19 protein-coding genes and 1 pseudogene are annotated in these 17,315 nt (G+C 39.6%); 8 read left to right on the forward strand and 12 right to left on the reverse strand.

The window, feature by feature from the left end; all coding sequences use genetic code 11:
- Window positions 1–208: 208 nt before the first annotated feature.
- Window positions 209–1,336 (forward strand): NAD(P)/FAD-dependent oxidoreductase, encoded by a 1,128-nt coding sequence (locus tag VL20_RS07030; protein WP_052276049.1) that lies wholly within the window; start codon window positions 209–211, stop codon window positions 1,334–1,336.
- A gap of 586 nt (window positions 1,337–1,922) precedes the next feature.
- Complete coding sequence (cdd, locus tag VL20_RS07040; RefSeq protein ID WP_052276051.1) at window positions 1,923–2,324, forward strand: cytidine deaminase; 402 nt, start codon at window positions 1,923–1,925, stop codon at window positions 2,322–2,324.
- Window positions 2,325–2,363: 39 nt separating this feature from the next.
- Here the strand turns inward: cdd and VL20_RS07045 are convergent, their stop codons facing one another.
- From VL20_RS07045 to VL20_RS07065, 6 genes and pseudogenes are all read right to left on the reverse strand, one after another.
- On the reverse strand, window positions 2,364–3,200 hold the full coding sequence (locus tag VL20_RS07045; protein WP_052276052.1) for an AbiJ-NTD4 domain-containing protein: 837 nt from the start codon (window positions 3,198–3,200) through the stop codon (window positions 2,364–2,366).
- Window positions 3,201–3,621: 421 nt separating this feature from the next.
- Window positions 3,622–4,041: a type II toxin-antitoxin system VapC family toxin gene (locus tag VL20_RS07050; protein ID WP_052276053.1), complete on the reverse strand. Its 420-nt coding sequence runs from the start codon at window positions 4,039–4,041 to the stop codon at window positions 3,622–3,624.
- Window positions 4,038–4,253: a hypothetical protein gene (locus tag VL20_RS33635; protein ID WP_024970209.1), complete on the reverse strand. Its 216-nt coding sequence runs from the start codon at window positions 4,251–4,253 to the stop codon at window positions 4,038–4,040. Before VL20_RS33635 ends, VL20_RS07050 begins: the two co-directional genes overlap by 4 nt.
- A 57-nt stretch (window positions 4,254–4,310) precedes the next feature.
- Window positions 4,311–4,394 (reverse strand): annotated as a pseudogene (locus VL20_RS33640) (BrnT family toxin); the annotation flags it as partial.
- A gap of 59 nt (window positions 4,395–4,453) precedes the next feature.
- Complete coding sequence (locus tag VL20_RS07060; RefSeq protein WP_052276054.1) at window positions 4,454–4,804, reverse strand: DUF5615 family PIN-like protein; 351 nt, start codon at window positions 4,802–4,804, stop codon at window positions 4,454–4,456.
- Entirely contained in the window at window positions 4,805–5,119 is a 315-nt protein-coding gene (locus VL20_RS07065; RefSeq protein ID WP_052276055.1) for a DUF433 domain-containing protein, read from the reverse strand.
- A gap of 364 nt (window positions 5,120–5,483) precedes the next feature.
- Here VL20_RS07065 and VL20_RS07070 point away from each other — a divergent pair, with 364 nt between their 5' ends.
- Together VL20_RS07070 and VL20_RS07075 are read left to right on the forward strand one after the other, a co-directional pair.
- Complete coding sequence (locus VL20_RS07070; protein WP_002787179.1) at window positions 5,484–6,320, forward strand: ATP-binding cassette domain-containing protein; 837 nt, start codon at window positions 5,484–5,486, stop codon at window positions 6,318–6,320.
- 13 nt (window positions 6,321–6,333) lie between these two features.
- Window positions 6,334–6,795, forward strand: coding sequence for a hypothetical protein (locus tag VL20_RS07075; protein WP_052276056.1), 462 nt, complete (start codon window positions 6,334–6,336; stop codon window positions 6,793–6,795).
- Between the two features lie 11 nt (window positions 6,796–6,806).
- On the opposite strand, the gene VL20_RS07080 is transcribed toward VL20_RS07075, so the two are convergent.
- Complete coding sequence (locus VL20_RS07080) at window positions 6,807–8,069, reverse strand: YcjF family protein (RefSeq protein ID WP_052276057.1); 1,263 nt, start codon at window positions 8,067–8,069, stop codon at window positions 6,807–6,809.
- A 58-nt stretch (window positions 8,070–8,127) separates the two neighbouring features.
- On the opposite strand from VL20_RS07080, the gene VL20_RS07085 reads away from it, so the two are divergent.
- On the forward strand, window positions 8,128–9,303 hold the full coding sequence (locus tag VL20_RS07085) for a DUF4336 domain-containing protein (RefSeq protein WP_052276058.1): 1,176 nt from the start codon (window positions 8,128–8,130) through the stop codon (window positions 9,301–9,303).
- A gap of 58 nt (window positions 9,304–9,361) precedes the next feature.
- A complete protein-coding gene (locus tag VL20_RS07090; RefSeq protein ID WP_004157920.1) occupies window positions 9,362–9,607 on the forward strand; it encodes a ssr2422 family thylakoid membrane protein in 246 nt (81 codons plus the stop codon).
- A gap of 31 nt (window positions 9,608–9,638) precedes the next feature.
- On the opposite strand, the gene VL20_RS07095 is transcribed toward VL20_RS07090, so the two are convergent.
- The 5 genes from VL20_RS07095 to VL20_RS07115 form a co-directional block, all read right to left on the reverse strand.
- Complete coding sequence (locus tag VL20_RS07095; RefSeq protein ID WP_052276059.1) at window positions 9,639–10,775, reverse strand: amino acid ABC transporter permease; 1,137 nt, start codon at window positions 10,773–10,775, stop codon at window positions 9,639–9,641.
- Window positions 10,776–10,982: 207 nt separating this feature from the next.
- Entirely contained in the window at window positions 10,983–11,249 is a 267-nt protein-coding gene (psaK, locus tag VL20_RS07100; protein WP_002734065.1) for a photosystem I reaction center subunit PsaK, read from the reverse strand.
- A 144-nt stretch (window positions 11,250–11,393) separates the two neighbouring features.
- On the reverse strand, window positions 11,394–11,630 hold the full coding sequence (rpmB, locus tag VL20_RS07105; RefSeq protein WP_002732080.1) for a 50S ribosomal protein L28: 237 nt from the start codon (window positions 11,628–11,630) through the stop codon (window positions 11,394–11,396).
- Between the two features lie 252 nt (window positions 11,631–11,882).
- On the reverse strand, window positions 11,883–12,305 hold the full coding sequence (locus VL20_RS07110) for a PIN-like domain-containing protein (protein WP_052276060.1): 423 nt from the start codon (window positions 12,303–12,305) through the stop codon (window positions 11,883–11,885).
- Complete coding sequence (locus VL20_RS07115) at window positions 12,302–13,018, reverse strand: DUF433 domain-containing protein (protein ID WP_052276061.1); 717 nt, start codon at window positions 13,016–13,018, stop codon at window positions 12,302–12,304. Before VL20_RS07115 ends, VL20_RS07110 begins: the two co-directional genes overlap by 4 nt.
- Window positions 13,019–13,192: 174 nt before the next feature.
- Between VL20_RS07115 and VL20_RS33645 the strand changes: the two genes are divergently transcribed.
- Entirely contained in the window at window positions 13,193–14,257 is a 1,065-nt protein-coding gene (locus VL20_RS33645) for a hypothetical protein (RefSeq protein WP_369800447.1), read from the forward strand.
- Between the two features lie 61 nt (window positions 14,258–14,318).
- On the forward strand, window positions 14,319–16,433 hold the full coding sequence (locus VL20_RS07120; RefSeq protein ID WP_369800448.1) for a type ISP restriction/modification enzyme: 2,115 nt from the start codon (window positions 14,319–14,321) through the stop codon (window positions 16,431–16,433).
- Window positions 16,434–17,315 lie beyond the last annotated feature (882 nt).

Consider the following 17,315-nt stretch of genomic DNA (forward strand, 5'->3'; position numbering starts at 1 on the left):
GCTAGAAAAATAGCCCCTAGAGTTTATAGAGTTCTTGCATAATTAATTTTTGAGAGTTCAAAAATGAGAAAAATAGACATAAAATTGCGTAAAATCCCTAAATAGAGCATTTAATTGATTAATGCTCATTCTTAATTCTCCTGACGACCGGCTACTGGCTCCTGACTCCTCACCTAAAGGAAGATTTTTGATTTTTGCAAGAGGTCTTATGACTAAAATTGTCATCATCGGTGCGGGTATAGTAGGGGCCACCATTGCCTACGAATTGAGCGCCATCGAAGGATTAGAAATTACCCTCATCGATGAAAAAAAACCGGGACAAGGAGCAACCGGGGCAGCTTTAGGGATTTTAATGGGGATTATCAGCCATAAAACTAAAGGTAGAGCCTGGAAACTGCGGCAAGAAAGTTTAAAACGTTATGAAACCCTCCTTCCTGAGCTAGAATCCCTCACCGGACTGACTATTCCCTGTTACCGTGATGGCATTGTCCTCCTGCGATCGAGTGCCGAAGACGAAGAAAATTGGCGCAAGTTAGCCCAAATCCGCCAAGAACAGGGATATTGTCTAGAAATCTGGGATAAAGAGACTTTGAAGCAAAAATGTCCCCAGGTGGCCGGGGAGCATCTCCATGGTGCCATCTATTCTCCCAGTGATCATCAAATTAATCCGGTCCTGCTCACGGAGGCTCTCGTCGCTGCTGCGGCAAGAAGGGGGGTTAAATGTCAATTTGGGGTAAAAGTTGAAAATTTCGGGAAGACAGAGCTTCATGGCTCTAATTTGAGGCAATGCACCCACGTTTATAGTTCCAATGGTATAGAGGAAAGCGACTTTTTGGTTCTTTCTGCGGGAATCGGTTCCACTGCTTTAACTGAAACTCTTAGCCATCCAGTGGAGATCCGACCGGTTTTAGGGCAGGCTTTACAGATAAAATTGACGCAACCTTTAGAAAGTTCCGATTTTAAGCCGATTTTAACGGGAAATGACCTGCATATTCTGCCTTTGGCCGGAGCGGAATACTGGATTGGAGCAACGGTGGAATTTATGGACGAAAAGGGCGAAATTATCCCTGATACTGCCCTATTAGAACAAGTGTATCAAAAAGCGATCGCTTTTTGTCCCTCTTTGGCTGCGGGTGCGATCGTGCGTACTTGGTCCGGTAAGCGACCGCGACCGGAGAAAAAATCCGCTCCCATCATCGAATATTTGCCCGGATACGATAACGTTATTCTGGCCTCGGGACACTACCGCAACGGGGTTTTATTGGCCCCTGCTACCGCTAAAATGGTCAGGGAAATGTTAAGTGGTAAGTTAGGGTTTACTGAAAAAGTTTGTTGATGGGGTTAGGAGTCGGTCGTCAGTATTCTCCGAGTCAGGAGATTATTTTTATTTATTCTCCCCTCTCCCCTCTCTACAATAATTACTCGCAGCCAGAAATACGTTGGGTTCCTATCATACTTTGTGCTTTTTGTCAAAAAAACTTTTTTTTTGCAATAAAACTACATAAAAAAAAGATCATCGTTGTGGGTGAAATTGACTGATTTACCCGTCTTAATTAGGATCACCTTCTAGGTGTGGCAAGGGTTTCAAGCACTGCTGTCCAAAAAGGCACAAAACAACCCATTATGAAATTCTATCAAATCGCTGTTACCTTCATAACATCGTTGTTAAATAAAAATCTTTCTCAATTAATTTTTAAGAATTTATAAATATTGCGTAATGTTAATTTAAATATTCTCAAGTTTTTGCAGTCAATAAATAATTTTTGCTTATCTTTGTCGGAGAATAGAACTCCTGCAACAATCCAACATCTACCATTGGGTTAGGAGTCAGTTATCAGTTATCAGTTATCAGTTCACTCAGAAAACTCCCCACACCCCACACCCCAATTCCCCAATTCCCCACTCCCTGCTATCGGCAGCCGATGACCCTATCTGACCAAGAAAGACAACAACTCTGTGACACTGCTCGGGAAGTGGCGAAACTTTCCTATTCTCCCTATTCCCGTTTTCGGGTGGGGGCAGCGGTCTTGACAAATAAAAAGATTTATGCTGGTACTAATGTAGAGAACGCGAGTTATGGCTTGAGTTTGTGTGCGGAAAGGGCAACTTTAGCGCAAATAATCGCGGCGGGCGATCGAGAAGTACGGGCGATCGCTATAGCCTGTATCGATGGGAAGGATGATATTAGTCAGTTAACTCCCTGCGGAGCCTGTCGTCAATGGATAGCCGAATTAGCACCGCAAGCGGAGATTATTATCTGTGGAACTCAGCAAAATTATTGTTTTAATCTCTCGGATTTACTGCCTTTTTCCTTTCGTTTTTAACTGTGGGTAAAGTATAGGGTTTAAGGTGCTACAACGCCATCACCTTGAGGCACTTTTGGCTATGAGATAATTAATGTATGCTGAACAAACCGAAAGCATAAATACCGCATCATCTTTTGTTACGGCGCTATGATCAGTCAGTGCATGGCGTATTCCCGATTCATCGCTTGTGTATCCATATAACTTGGACAAAGCCTCCTTTAGGACAGGATGAAGATACCCCATTTCTTCAATTTTCTTGATTGATTTCCCAAGTGTAGCTTTTGGATCACCCGTAAAGTCTCTACAGGCAGATTCAACCGCAGATATAGATTCTTTTATTGAATTACGATAATCTGGGTCTTCTCTATCGTAAAGAAATCTAACGGATGTTGTTATATGCGTGGCAGCACCAGCAAACTGATTTTGGTTTGCCGCATTTTCAATAGAATCTCTTGTATGTTCATCAATTAAGTCTGCCACCTTTCCATCAACAATTCTATAGCCACAGTTGTCTCGTTCCATAACACTGTTCATAAATTCGGTCATACTCCTAACTATGTTTTCGTCCTTTTCGTCAAAAGAAGATATCAGGCATTCGATGAAATCGTAAACCTCGTTCCACTTAAACTGGAAAAAGCGCTCACGGATAAATTCAACAAGTTTAGGCCAAGAAGTTGGGCATTCATCAAGTGGCATCTTAAAATAATTATGCCATAACCGCCTTAAGACAATCTCATGGCGACAATTGCCTTTCTGGACGTAGTACAAAGAACCCGGTTCTACAAATTTTAATGATATAGCAGACCATAACCCATTACGCAATCCCCTATCCATAGAATCTATCTGGACAGGAACCTCCGTCGGTTGAATATTTTTTCGTTGTGAAAATGTCATTGTGTTCTTTTTGGATAATTTTGTCCCCTAACTATTAATTCAATTATAGCAATTCTCATCCTGTTGAAGTACCAAGTCTCTTGTTTGAGAAAACAGGGAACAGAGAAAAAGGAGTGAGAAATCAATAGTTTAAGTGAGGTTATATCATGATACTGGTAAACTCTCTGGGTAGATTAAAAAGACAGGGTGAGCGTATCTCAAACGCTATTGACAATTGGCCAATTTTGTGAGTCGCTTGCTGTGTAGGCATTTCAAGTAATACCAGTCAATCATAAAAGTTACGAACTCGACCCATTTGGTCGATTATTGCTTAACAATTGAGATGGCAAATTATAAGCAAATATGCCTGAATTGTCCTCTGGGTAAGCAACCTCAATAAACTTCATTTTGTCAAGGATTGTCAAGATGCACTTACCCTAGATTAGAGAAACCAATTTTCAATCACTAAACCCTGAAAATCTTTAAAATCGTCAACATTATTGGTAACTAAAGTCAAATTGTTGGTAAAAGCAATAGACGCTATTTGAGCATCGACAAAGGCAGGACTCTTACCAACTTTAGATAAGCTTGCCCTTTCCCGTGCGTGATATTGGGCTGATTTTAAGTCATAATCGAATAAAGGTAGATTGGCTAAAATAACATTATTTACATAATCTTCTAGGTCTTGGCGTTTTTTGGACAAAGGAAGTCGAAAACAACCAAATAATAGCTCATGGATAACCAGAGTAGCTGTGGCTATTTCCCGTTTAGATAACCTGAGCTTTGTCATGACCTTCTGATTAGGTTGAGGTCGTTTAGCCTCTGACAAAACATTAGTATCTAGTAAATACTTGAGAGTCATAAATGAACATCTCTCCCCGTTGACTTGTCCCGTAAATTATCAAAAGTATCATCATCAAGACTTGCCAAATCTACCCTTTGCCTAAAATCTTGCAAGGCTGACCAAAAATCATTAACCTCTCTAATCTCTACTAATATCTCTTCATTATCGGGAAAATCAACTTCCTCTAATAACTCAATAATTTTGCCTTTTTTAATTCCTTTAACTAACATAATATCAACTCCTTCTAAATGATCTGTATCGTAGAATTCAACATAGAGATAATCATCAAAAATAGTTTTTGCTTCCTCAATTGAGACTTCGTGCTTTGATAGATTGCGTTCTGCCTTATTTTTATCCCAGTCAAACTGCATAAAGCCATTATACTGCTACTCACTGAAACTGATGGCACATTTTTGATATGTTTTGTCTATTACTTGAACGGGATATATTCAACTGTATTGAGCCATTCGTCAGGTTCAGAAGCCTTAGCAATCAATTCTAAATCCTTGACAAATTGACCAATAGTGCCTCCAAGTTGATGACCAAAAATTAAACCTGAAAACGGTTTGCCTGTTAGTTGCCAAGTTTCCGCTAAAACTCTAAAGCGAATGTCTTGGGTAAAGAGAATGCGCTTAAGCTCAGTTACTCTTAGCAAAAGTTGATCATCAGGTAGTTGTTCGGTTCCGTCTTCAAATGCTGTTAATACATCTATGCCTCGGCGACGCAACTGTTCGGTAATTGCTTGGGGAACATGAACATCCATGTACAAGGCAATAGTCATTTACAGTAGCCCTTTTGCTTTCATACGAATATAAAAAGGCGACTTGGCAGCTTGATGAGTCATATTTTCTTGTACTTGTTGCCATTCCAGGGTGATTTCTTGGTCAATTTCTTCTTGATGGTCAAAATAGTAACCCATGGCTGCATGAGCTTCGGCTAGGGTTAAATAAAGGTGTTGACGACAGATTTCTTCTACGGACCAACCATAGGCGATGTAGTCCATGACAATTTGAGCAACCCGGATACGCGGTAATCTTTGTAAATGTGCGGGTTGGTCGTCACTTTTTTCTATGTGTGGATAGGTTAGAGCTAACATAGGGCCTCTAGTTAATTGACTTGACCTATTCTAACAGTTTTAGGTGTTGCTGAATCAAGATATGAATGCCAATTGTGCATCCCATCCAAAAGTTATAGTCATTTCAGATAAGTCTGATACATTAGACCGTTAGGTGAGGAGTCAGACTTCGCACTGAACAGATGCGATCGCTATTATTCTCGTTTCTGATGGCCGAAGATTTCTTCAGTCTGTTATAATGGGTGTGTAATTCTGGATCAGATCAATTTGGTTAGACAGAAATATCGCAATATGTCCCAATTCAGATTAGGGCTGGCAGTATCATACAATCACCAAAGTTGATCAATTAAGTTAAACTAATTTAGTAACCCTATGGAAGTCAATTATGTTTGTTGAAACCATTGAGGCAATTGGTACAGGCGTAGGCGTAATTGAGATTTCGGAGAAACTATTTCCCACATTTAAGAGAATTTTTGATTTATTGAAGAATGGAGAATTAAAAATTGCAATTTTTGGTGCTGGTGGCACGGGTAAAAGCACCCTCGGTAAGCTATTATCGGGTGAGTTTGAGTTAAGCGGTCTCCTGCAAACTTATCAAGAGTCAATATCAATTGAACAGTACAAGCTGGAAAGTAATAAGATTGGCTCAGTAATAGTTGCCCCCGGCCAAAAGCGTCGAGAAGATACTTGGGATGATCTTTTAAGAACTTTGGTCGGTGGAAAAATTAAGCTAATTATTCATGTGGTGTCATGGGGTTATCACTCCTTTGGAGAGTTTAGCTATACTCAGCACCGGCTGTATCAAAGTGGTATGACTTTAGAGGAGTTTCTAAGAGAATATGCGGCAGTTTGTCGTAATCGGGAGTTAGATGTTTTAAGAAGAATAGAGCCACATTTATCAATTGCTGATCAAAGAAAAACCGTAGTAATTACTTTAGTTACCAAGCAGGATCTATGGTGGAACAACAGGTTAGAGGTTAATAAACACTATGTTGAGGGAGCCTATGAACAACTTATCCAAAATATTCGTAATCAGCGAGGAGCAAACAATTTTATTCATGAATATCGCTCTACTTCATTAGTAATGGAAAACTTTCTTTCAGGAGATAATGAGTTACTGATACCAACTACCCAAGGTTATGATCAACGATTAAAAGTTGCCAATTTTAGGTATTTTCTTAATGCGATCGAGTCTCTTTTTCAAATCTCATTGAGCGTTTAGGAGAAGTAAGCTAATGGCTATTTTTGATCAGGAAGACAGAAAGCTGATTATCTCTTTGTTAAATGAATACTCTGAGAAGCTTCTTAATATATGCGAACAAATAGATAGGCAGCAAAGAAACTTCGATTTTTTATGGTTGCTGTTAACATTTACCTGGACGATGGGTGTTTATTGGTTATTTTCTACAAAAATAATTACAATTATTACAATTCTTATAATAACTATCGTTTCGCAATCATTCATAATTTACATTTATTTTGGAATACAACAGCCAAGGCTAGAATTACTACAAAGAAAAGCTTCAATAATATCTGCAAAACTTGAGAAAGTTATACGGGCTGCCTCTCAAGCTCAGGAACATACTACCATGGCAGGAGGTTTTTTCGGCAATCTTGAAGTAGATTTGCGTTTATCAGATGCAGAATATGCTCTACAGCACTACAATAATCTGGTCAAAAAAAGAAAATTCTTTTGATATTTATAAGCTCAATTATCTCCTCCCGTAGCGACATTTTTAAATCTTTCTTGGGCAGCAGAAAAAGCCTCTTTCATCACCCTTTGAATCCTCTTAGGATCGGGTTTTTTACCCCCCATTAAATCGCCAAAATAGACACAAGCACCCTCTCCTAGGGCCCAGGTATAGGCAGCGGACCAAGAAGCGGCGATGACACTGCCAAAACCGGGGATAAATTTCACCAATTCCCGACCGATGGCCTGGGCCAAAAAGCCACCAGCGATCGCACTGACAATTCCACCGGCTTGGGATGGGGTTAAGACTTGACCGTATAATTTACCTAAAACCCCCACCATTGACACTTGTAGGGCGGTTAACACGGGCATAGTCGCGAAGGGTAAGGGAATCGCCGCCAAGGTTCCCGCTATGACGGAAAAGGCTAACATATAGCGTCGGGCCACGTCCCGATAGAGATGGCCTAATTTATCGCTGGTTTCCCGATCTAAAAGTTGGTGGATGGTGTTAGCCTCGGCTTTTGGCAATAAATCAGCTAAATTGTCTCTAAATGCCTCTAAACCGTAAAAAACGGGGTTGTAACCGTCTTCCTCTAGGGTGAAATCGACTACCACAGAATTGTCATATAAATCCTTAAAAGTTTCTTTAATTTCTTGATAGGCACGATTGATATCCTCGAAATCGGGAGGATAAGGGGGATGATCAACGGTATTAGGAGGATAAAGCTGATGAAGGCAGGTGACAGCCAGTAAACAGGGTATTTTAGGATATTTTTGCCGCAGTTGCTTGGTAATTTCCAGAAGGCTATCGGTGGCAAAATCATCAATTTTTACCGTCACGATAAAAACTTGGGCGCGTCCCGTGTTTTCGGCTAAATCTGCTAATAATTCCGCGATTATCGTCTCTGTGTGTTGATAGGCATCCCCTAACCCCACCGTATCGGTAAAAATCAACAGGGGTAAATCTTCTGCGGGGTAGGTGTAGCGCTGGGTGTTTTGGGTGTGGGGACGGAAACCTTGCCCGACGATTTCCGCCGAAACTCCCGTTATTCCCCGAATAATCGAACTTTTTCCCGTTTGGGGTTTACCGATTAACAGCGCCTCGGTGGTGGGTAATTCTTGACGGACTTTTTCTAAAATTTCCGCCACTTGAGTGTCACTAACACTAAACCACTGGAGGACAGTATTAGTCAACTGGTCGATGGGGAGTCTTTTCATCACTTCCCCCGTGAGACTATTCCAAGTATTGACCAAAGAATCAATGGGCAGTTTATTAGTCATGGGGATTAGAAGGGTTTATGATAACTAAAATAGAGATTTTCAGCGATAGAATCAGACGATGACAAAAGCCGCAATAACTCCGCAAGATTTATCATGGCCTTTTTGGCCAATTGTACCACTTTATCCCTACGGTCAAAGACGGACAATTCGCAAAGAAGTGGTGAAAGATACGCTCTGGACATTTGAGCAATTGCAGGGTATTTTCTATGTGGTCGTGCCGATTCGCATGACGGTAATTAAGTTAGCATCTGGGGGTTTATTTGTTTATGCACCAGTGGCCCCGACTCCTGAATGTATTCGCTTAATGCGTGAGTTGGAAAGTGAACACGGGGAAGTTAAATATATTATTTTGCCGACGATTTCTGGGATTGAACATAAGGTTTTTGTGGGTCCTTTTGCCCGTTATTTTCCTAAGGCTATAGTTTATGTTGCTCCTAATCAATGGAGTTTTCCTCTTAATTTACCTTTGAGTTGGTTGGGTTTACCAGCAAAACGAACGGAAATTTTACCTGCTGACTCGGCAACTACTCCTTTAGGAAAAGATTTTAGTTATGAAATTTTACCCGCAATCGATCTGAATGTGGGATACTTCTCGGAGGTGGCTTTTTTTCATCACTACTCTCAAACTCTGCTGCTGACTGATGGCATTATTTCTATCCCAGAAAATCCCCCCGCTATTTTAGAATTAGACCCCTATCCGCTGCTGTTTCACGCTAAAAATACGGCTAAGGATTTGGTGGAGGATACCCCAGAAAATCGCCGTCGGGGTTGGCAAAGAATTTGTCTTTTTGCTCTTTATTTTCAACCTCCTGTTTTAGCTGTTCCCAATTGGATTAAGGTCTTTCGAGATGCTTTTACTGCTAAGGAAAAGAGTAAAAAAGCCTATTTTGGTTTATTCCCTTTTCAATGGGGTGATGATTGGCAAAGGACTTTTTTAAATTTGCGTCGCGAGGGGAGGTTAATAGTAGCCCCAATTTTGCAAACTTTGATTCTTAATCGCACTACTGACGAGGTTAGTCAATGGGTTGATAGAATTTCTCAATGGCCGATTAAACAGGTTATTCCTTGTCATTTTGCTAGTCCGATTCAAGCTGATAGTCAAGAGTTTCAGCAGGCTTTTTCTTTCTTGTTAAAAGATTCTTATTTACCTAAAGATGACTTGGAATGTTTAGAAAGTATTGATAGTTTTTTAGTGCGTTGGCGATTGACTCCTCCTCCTGATAAAAAATTGTAATTTATGGCTAAGAACTGCTATAATATATGCAGTTGTTAGTTGATTGCTAATTAAGGTTATGCAAATTCCCGAAAATCCCAGTAATGATGACATCAGAGAAGCGTTGATTCAATTGCGAGAAGAACTTGGTCAAAAAGTTGACCGATTAGAATATAAATTTGATGCCTATCAAAAAGGTACAGATGGTATGGTGAGAATGGCTACTACTATCATCATTGCCACCGCTTCCGTGGTGGTTTTATCTAGTCTTAGTCCTGCGGTGACAGCAATTATCACCGCTTTATATTCTGCTAATGCTCATTAATTAATTTATCGCTAAATTCTGGTGCGTTAGGCTACCTTTCCTGAATTTTTACCCGTTGGTTTAATTGATTCATAGCCAGAGAAATCACCAGATTAAAGAATAAATAGGTGGCCATAACTACTATTAACATCTCTACAGCTTTTCCTGTTTGATTAGCGATGGTACTAGAGATAGCATAAATATCATTATAACCGATAGCGATCGCTAAACTAGAGTTTTTAACAAGGTTTAAACATTCATTAGTTAAAGGAGGAATAATCACCGGCAAAGCTTGGGGAAAAATTACTAATCTCATCACTAATAAAGGTTTTAATCCCAAGGCTTTAGCTGCCTCCCATTGTCCCCGATTAACCGATTGAATCCCTCCCCGTACCGTTTCCGCAATAAAGGCAGCTGTATAAACAGTTAAACCGATTAGGAGAGTAGCAAACTCAGAAGAAAGATGTAAACCGAAGTCAATATTTTGATTAAGAGGATTAACTTGGGGACTTTGCCATTGTAAACCCCAGATTAGAGGAATTATAACTAGGATTAGTAGGCTAGTTAGACATAAACCAAGTTTATTTTTTAGGTATAAAAATACTGAGATAATTATTCCTAAAATCATTATAGCTAAGGCTAACCATGTCCTGAAACTATTGGCAGGAAAAGGTAAATAGACTCCTGAGTTATTTAAAAATACCCTGCCAAAAAACTCTAGAGAGTCCTCAATTTTCGGCAGTTTCAGAAACACAGCAAAATACCAGAAAAATAATTGTAATAATAAAGGAGTATTGCGAATAGTTTCCACATAAATTGTTGCTAACTGACGAATTAACCAATTATCCGACAAGCGACCTAACCCGATGACTATTCCCAGACTAATCGCCAAAAATATGCCACTAATCATAATGCGGAGGGAATTAACTAATCCCACCAAAAGAGCGCGAAAATAGGTATCGGTGGGACTGTAGGCAATAGGAGAGTCACCAATCGCAAAAGAGGCTGGTCGGTCAGGATCAAAGAGAAAGCCAAAGCCAAAACTTAGGCGCAAACGTTGGAAATTAATCACTAAATTGCGGCCAAAAAACCAGAAAATTAGGCAGACAATTAGCAGAATAATTACCTGTAGAAAAATCTTCTGAAATCGCTCATCGTACCAAAAAGAATTTTTTTGAGGTAGAGTCATATTTATTAAGTAGCTGGTTCTAATTAAATCCCCCCTATATCCCCCCTTGATCCCCCTTGATAAGGTAGGGTTGATTCATGAATCAACCCTACCCTTGATAACGGGGGTGTCTGATAATTTTTAACGCCTACCTACTTATATAGTCGAGAATTTTTCACAAAAGAAATCGGTGACTTTTGGCCACCGATTGAGAAAATCAAAACATATTTAGATAACCCCCAGACGGGAAAGACCGAGGATGACACCGGCGCCGAGGACATGACCAAAACTGGTAGTACCCAGTAAAGCGCCTAATCCCATACCACCGAATAAAGCGGGGGAAGGTAAAGCAGGACCGACATTTTGTTGTTTAATAGTCGCTTTACCGAAAGCAATAGCGAGAATATTGCAGATAATCATGACAATCGCCACTTTGGGACTCCATTCGCTGGAACCTTGTACGGCGGTGGCGGCCATTAATAGGGTTGAATACATTGAAATTCTCCTGAACAGGTCGTTTTAAGTTTTTAATCTTAAAGGTAGTTTTCACCCCAGATCACGGCCTGTTGCAATACTTAATAATCAAAAGCAGAGGAGTCAACAATAAGGCCGATTCGTCTCCACTCATGAACTACTCGCCTAGTACAAATTTAAGTTTAAGCCTACTTCTCTAGCGAAGACGGCTAATCCTTTCTTTTCAATGGTTTTGATAGCTTTGGTGGAGATGCGTAGTTTTACCCAACGGTTGCCTTCCGACCACCAAACTCTTTTCCATTGTAGGTTAGCTTCTTGTAATTTTTTGGTGCGACGGTGGGAGTGGGACACCGCATAGGCGTTATTGGCCTTTTTCCCCGTCATAGTACAGACTCTAGACATAATTTACTCCTGTGCGATCGATGTTTGTCAATAGTCAACCTTTCTAGTTTAACTCAAATCTCGCCAGAAGTCCCCCTTCCCCTGGGTGAAGTGAACGGAGATAAATTTAACAGCAAGTGGGGGGATTAAGAAGTTGATTAAACCGGTTCACTGCTCAGACAATTTCGACAATTGCATCAAAGGTAATGGTGAGAATATTGTCAACAAATTTAGCTGTAATTTTTTACTGAATAAAAAATATTTTAATAAGTTTTACATAGTTTCTATTATTCTGGTTAATTCATTTTTGTTTTTCCACAATTTTACTTGAAAATCTTGGTATATTTTGGCGATAAAAGGGGCTTGATTACCTTGAGTTATTTTTTCAATTTTATCGATTGTTTCGACAAAAATATTAACCATGGTTTGACGAGGTAAGTTGCCAGAAACTAGAACAAATACTTGAGCCTGATAACGGGCTATCTGTTGAACTTCTAAAATATTTCTACCAATGTTTACATCTTTAGTTAATACTATCCATCCTCTTTGACTAACAATAGGTAGCCACTCCGTATCCGGTGCATCTGGGGCAAAATGGGCATGATGAAATTCAATTTTAACCCCTATTTCTTGCAAAGCTTCACCGATAGATTTTCCTAAAGCGCGGTCGATAAAATAGGTGTATTGATAGGTCATGCCGCTTGCCAATTGCACTCGAATAAAATCGCTTTTTCAATTTGCCAAGGTTGACAATTATAATCATTGGCAATATCTTCTATAGAGTCCCCCGCATCATAAAGTTCTGTGACAACTTTAGTGGGAATTCCTGTTCCTGTGATCACGGGGTTTCCAAAGGAAATATTAGGGTCTATCTTTAGGACTTTATTGCTGAAGTCTTCCCCATTTATGTCGATAGTGGGAAAAAGCCGTGTGGCGATATCTTGTTCATCCCATTCAATACGAGTTAAGAGATTATTTAAGAATTGTTTCATCGTCAATTGTCCCGAACGGGAGGCATTAATTAAATGTTCAAATTGTTCAATAAAAAGGTCAGTTCCATCGGTACTAAATTGTTTTTGAACCAGAGGATGATCGGTGTTAAATTGTTCACTAATATAGTCTAGTGCCAGTCTAACTTTATCGAGAGGGATGTTATGAACTTTGCGAATAACTCTTAAAACGTGCGCTTCCACTAAGTTAGTAAAGGAAAGTTGCGGAATATTCGGATTAGGTCGTTGAATGAGGGGTAAAAACTCTTTTTGTCCTTTTTTAGTGGGGTAGGTGCGTCCTCGTACCCACGTTCTCAGAGTGGGTAAAGGAATATGGAGATAGCGCGCAGTATCGGCTATAGTGTAGGTGGGAACATGATAGAGATGCTCTAGAGATAAGGGAGATGATGCTTTGACCATCGTTAATATTTTGGTGAAGTTGTTGAGATGAGATTATCGCCTATTATTTCATTTTAGCTAATTTTGGTATCCTTGAGGAGAGGGATAAAGCAGGATGAGGGCATCTCAGTGGACATTGGGGCTAAATGAGGTTATATTTTATCTATAGAAGAACGTTTGTATGTCGCAACGATAATGAGTAACTCACTGCCAAAATATCTAGAGGAAATCACGGGCATTTATCAACAGGGTAACGCCACAGAACACAGTTATCGTCCTGCTTTAAAAAAATTAATTGAATCCCTAAATAATAACCTACAAGCTCTCAATGAACCCAAAAGGATTGCTTGTGGCGCTCCAGATTTTGTGATTAATCAGGGTATGGTAGAAATTGGCCATCTGGAAGCAAAAGATATCGGAACTTCTCTCAAAAAGGTTGAAAATACTCCCCAAATAAAACGTTATTTACAGGCTTTGGGTAATTTAATTATCACCGATCATTTAGAATTTCGTTGGTATGTATCGGGAGAATTGCGTCTATCAGCTGCCGTGGCAAGTCTTAATCAAAAAAAGCAAATTAAACCTGATTCCCAGGGTATTTTACAAGTAGAACAATTGTTCTGTCAATTTTTCCTCTCAAAAGTTATTCAGATAACAACACCGCGAGAATTAGCCAAAAAAATGGCCGCTTTAGCGCAGTTAATTCGAGATGCAATCGGCCAAGCTTTAAAAGATCAAGATTGCGGGGGAATGTTGCGGCAACAATTGCAATCTTTTCAACGAGTTTTAATTAGTGATCTCAATGAAGCGCAGTTTGCCGATATGTATGCACAAACAATCTGTTATGGTTTATTCGCAGCACGCTGTAATACGGATCAAATAAGTTCTTTTTCCAGGGAAACGGCAGCATTTCGCCTCCCAAAAACTAACCCTTTTTTGCGGGGAATTTTTCATCAAATTGCTGGTACAGAATTAGATGAGCGGATTACTTGGGCCGTGGATACTCTAGCCACTATTTTACAACAAACGGACATGGAGGGGATTCTCGGCAGCTTTGGAAAACGCACGCGCAAGCAGGATCCTGTGGTTCACTTTTATGAGACTTTTTTAGCCGAATACGATAGTAAAATGCGTGAGTCTAGGGGGGTTTATTATACCCCTGAACCCGTCGTTTCTTACATGGTTCGCAGTGTGGACTATATTCTAAAAATAAGTTTCAGATTCCTAAAGGTTTGGCCGATGCCAAAAAATTACGATTAAGAATCCTAATGATAGCCAAGAAACTCAGGAAGTTCACCAAGTTTTAATCCTCGATCCTGCTGTGGGAACTGGCACTTTTTTACACTCTGTTATCGACCATATCTATGATAGTTTTCGTCAACAGAAAGGGATGTGGTCTAGTTATGTCAGTAAACATTTATTACCCCGTCTCTTTGGGTTTGAGTTACTGATGGCTCCCTACACCGTAGCACACATGAAATTAGGTTTACAACTTCAGGAATTAGGCTATGATTTTAGTGCCGATGAACGCTTGGGAATCTATCTCACCAACACCCTACAGGAAGCTTTTCAAATTCCCCCTGCTGATGGTTTTTTAAATCGTATTCGCGATGAAGCAGAGTCAGCGCAAGGTGTTAAGCAAGAACATCCGGTTATGGTGATTATTGGTAATCCTCCCTACTCTGGACATTCCGTAAATACAGGAGAATGGATTAAGGAATTATTGAAGGGAAAAGATATTATTTCTGGAGAAAAAACTGCTAGTTATTTTGAAGTAGATGAGCAACCTTTAGGCGAAAAAAATCCCAAATGGTTAAATGATGATTATGTCAAATTTATTCGCTTTAGTCAATGGCGCATCGAGAAAACTGGTTACGGAATTTTAGCTTTTGTTACTAATCATGGTTATCTGGATAACCCAACTTTTCGGGGAATGCGTCAAAGTTTATTAAAAACTTTTGATGATATTTATATTCTCGATTTACACGGCAATAGTAAGAAAAAAGAAGTTTGTCCCGACGGTTCACCGGATCAAAATGTGTTTGATATTCAGCAAGGTGTAGCTATTGGTATTTTTATTAAATATCACAATGGTTCTTCAAATTTAGCTAAAGTTTATCATGCTGATTTATGGGGCAAAAGAGAGATGATTGAGAATCAAGTTATTGTCGGTGGTAAGTATCATTGGTTAGAGGAAAATGATCTTTATTCTACTTCTTGGCAAGAATTACAACCTGATTCTCCTTTTTATCTATTTAAACCTCAGAATATTAATCTGCGCTCGGAATACGATCAATTTTGGAAGATTACTGAAATTATGCCAGTGAATGTCTTAGGATTTCAGACTCATCGAGATAATTTTGCTATAGATTTTGACAAATATAAGATAACTAAAAGATTTCAAGAACTAAGAGAAAATAATCTTTCTAACGAAGATTATACTACTAAGTATGATATTAAAGATAACCGAGATTGGAAATTAAATAGAGTTCGTCAAGCAATTCGTTTAGATGACCAATGGCAAAATAAAATAACTACTTGTCTCTATCGTCCTTTTGACCAGCGTTATTGTTATTATAGTGATTTGATCATGGACAGACCTAGGCGAGAGTTAATTGATCATGTCTTGGGAAAAGAAAATTTATGCTTACTATCTTCTAGACAACAGGCAACATTAGGTTATAGACATTGTTGGTTATCTGATCAACCTGCTAATGATTGTGTTATTTCAACAACGAGTAGAGAAGCAAATCAAGTATTCCCCCTTTATCTTTATCCAACCAATACCCCAACCCTATTTGAAACAGAACCAACCAACTCGCCAAATGGTCGCCGTCCCAATCTAGCGCCTGAATTTATTAAGGAACTTTCGGCAAAACTTGACTTAGAATTTATCAGTGATGGCAAAGGAGACGAAAAGAAAACCTTTGGACCAGAAGACATTTTTAACTATATCTATGCCGTCTTTCACTCTCCCCAATATCGCCAACGTTACGCCGAATTTTTAAAAATAGACTTTCCTCGTGTTCCCCTAACCAGTAATCAAGAATTATTCTGGGAATTAGTCAAAAAAGGTGACAGATTAGTACATTTACACCTGATGAAAGCAACGGGAAAAGAAATTAGTAGCTATCCCGTGGCGGGTTCTAATCTAGTCGAACAGGTGAAATATGACGAAAATAAACAACAAATTTCGATTAATTCTGACCAGTATTTTGCGGGGATTCCGCCCCAAATTTGGAACTTTTATATCGGCGGTTATCAAGTGTGTCAGAAGTGGCTAAAAGACCGCAAAGGTCGCCACCTTAGCTACGATGACCTAGAACATTATCAACAAATTATCTCCATTTTGGGCGAATCGATCGCAATTATGGAAACCATAGATATAATGGTTCTTCGGTTTGTCTTATGCAATGGACGGGGTTATAAGGAATGAAACCCTTATAGAGACAGACATTACCGCAATTTTTGTCAATTGTTTGCGATCTAGAGTGAACTAATCAATTAAATCCCTTACCAGATAAGGATTTAGTCGATTTATGCCCCCCTATCGAACCATACCAAGTCCCGAAGAGCCGATATAATTATCAATAAATATGGTGGTTTCCCCTTTAGTTAAGCCACCGGTGAGAGAAGATTAACTCTAAATCCGTTGACTATAGGCTACATATCAGGACAGGTAAAAGGGAGAATCAATAATCAGTACAGGTGCAAGATTTTGAGAGAATCGTGCTTCAAAACCTTGCGTTTTCATCGGCCCGCGTCCTGTAGGGGCGAAGCATTCGGGCAATAACCTATCGGTGAAACCGGAGATTTTCTATCCGAATGCTTCGCCCGTACTTTTTGCCGCAAACCCTAGATTGATATTTTATCGCAGGTTTCAACCACAGATAAAGCGTCTTCTAGGTTATATTTATTAGGGTTTTTCTTCCTTTTTTGTTGCGGTTGCCTTTTAAATTTATATTGAAATGTCTCAAAAATTTTGGCGTTGTCAAATTGAAAGATCTCCGAATCAGCACCGGAACTGAAATTACTTTGATAGGAAAGATTACATGGCATCTTGACAATTAGTGTTTAATGAACGAATAGTGCCGATAGTTGGCCTTAAGTGGGGAACAAGAGTCGCTCGATTTAGCAGTGGAATTAGCCCTACAATCGGCGTAGGGCTAATTCATGAATTAGCCCTACAATCGGCGTTGTCAAATTGAAAGATGCTCCGAATCAGTTGGGAGCATTGCATCTTTCCTCTTCTGAATCTGACAACGCCGTCCCTGTTCACCGATAAATGATTCTCCACTCCCAACCAGAGTGATACAAT

The sequence above is a fragment of the Microcystis panniformis FACHB-1757 genome, assembly GCF_001264245.1.
GTDB lineage: Bacteria > Cyanobacteriota > Cyanobacteriia > Cyanobacteriales > Microcystaceae > Microcystis > Microcystis panniformis.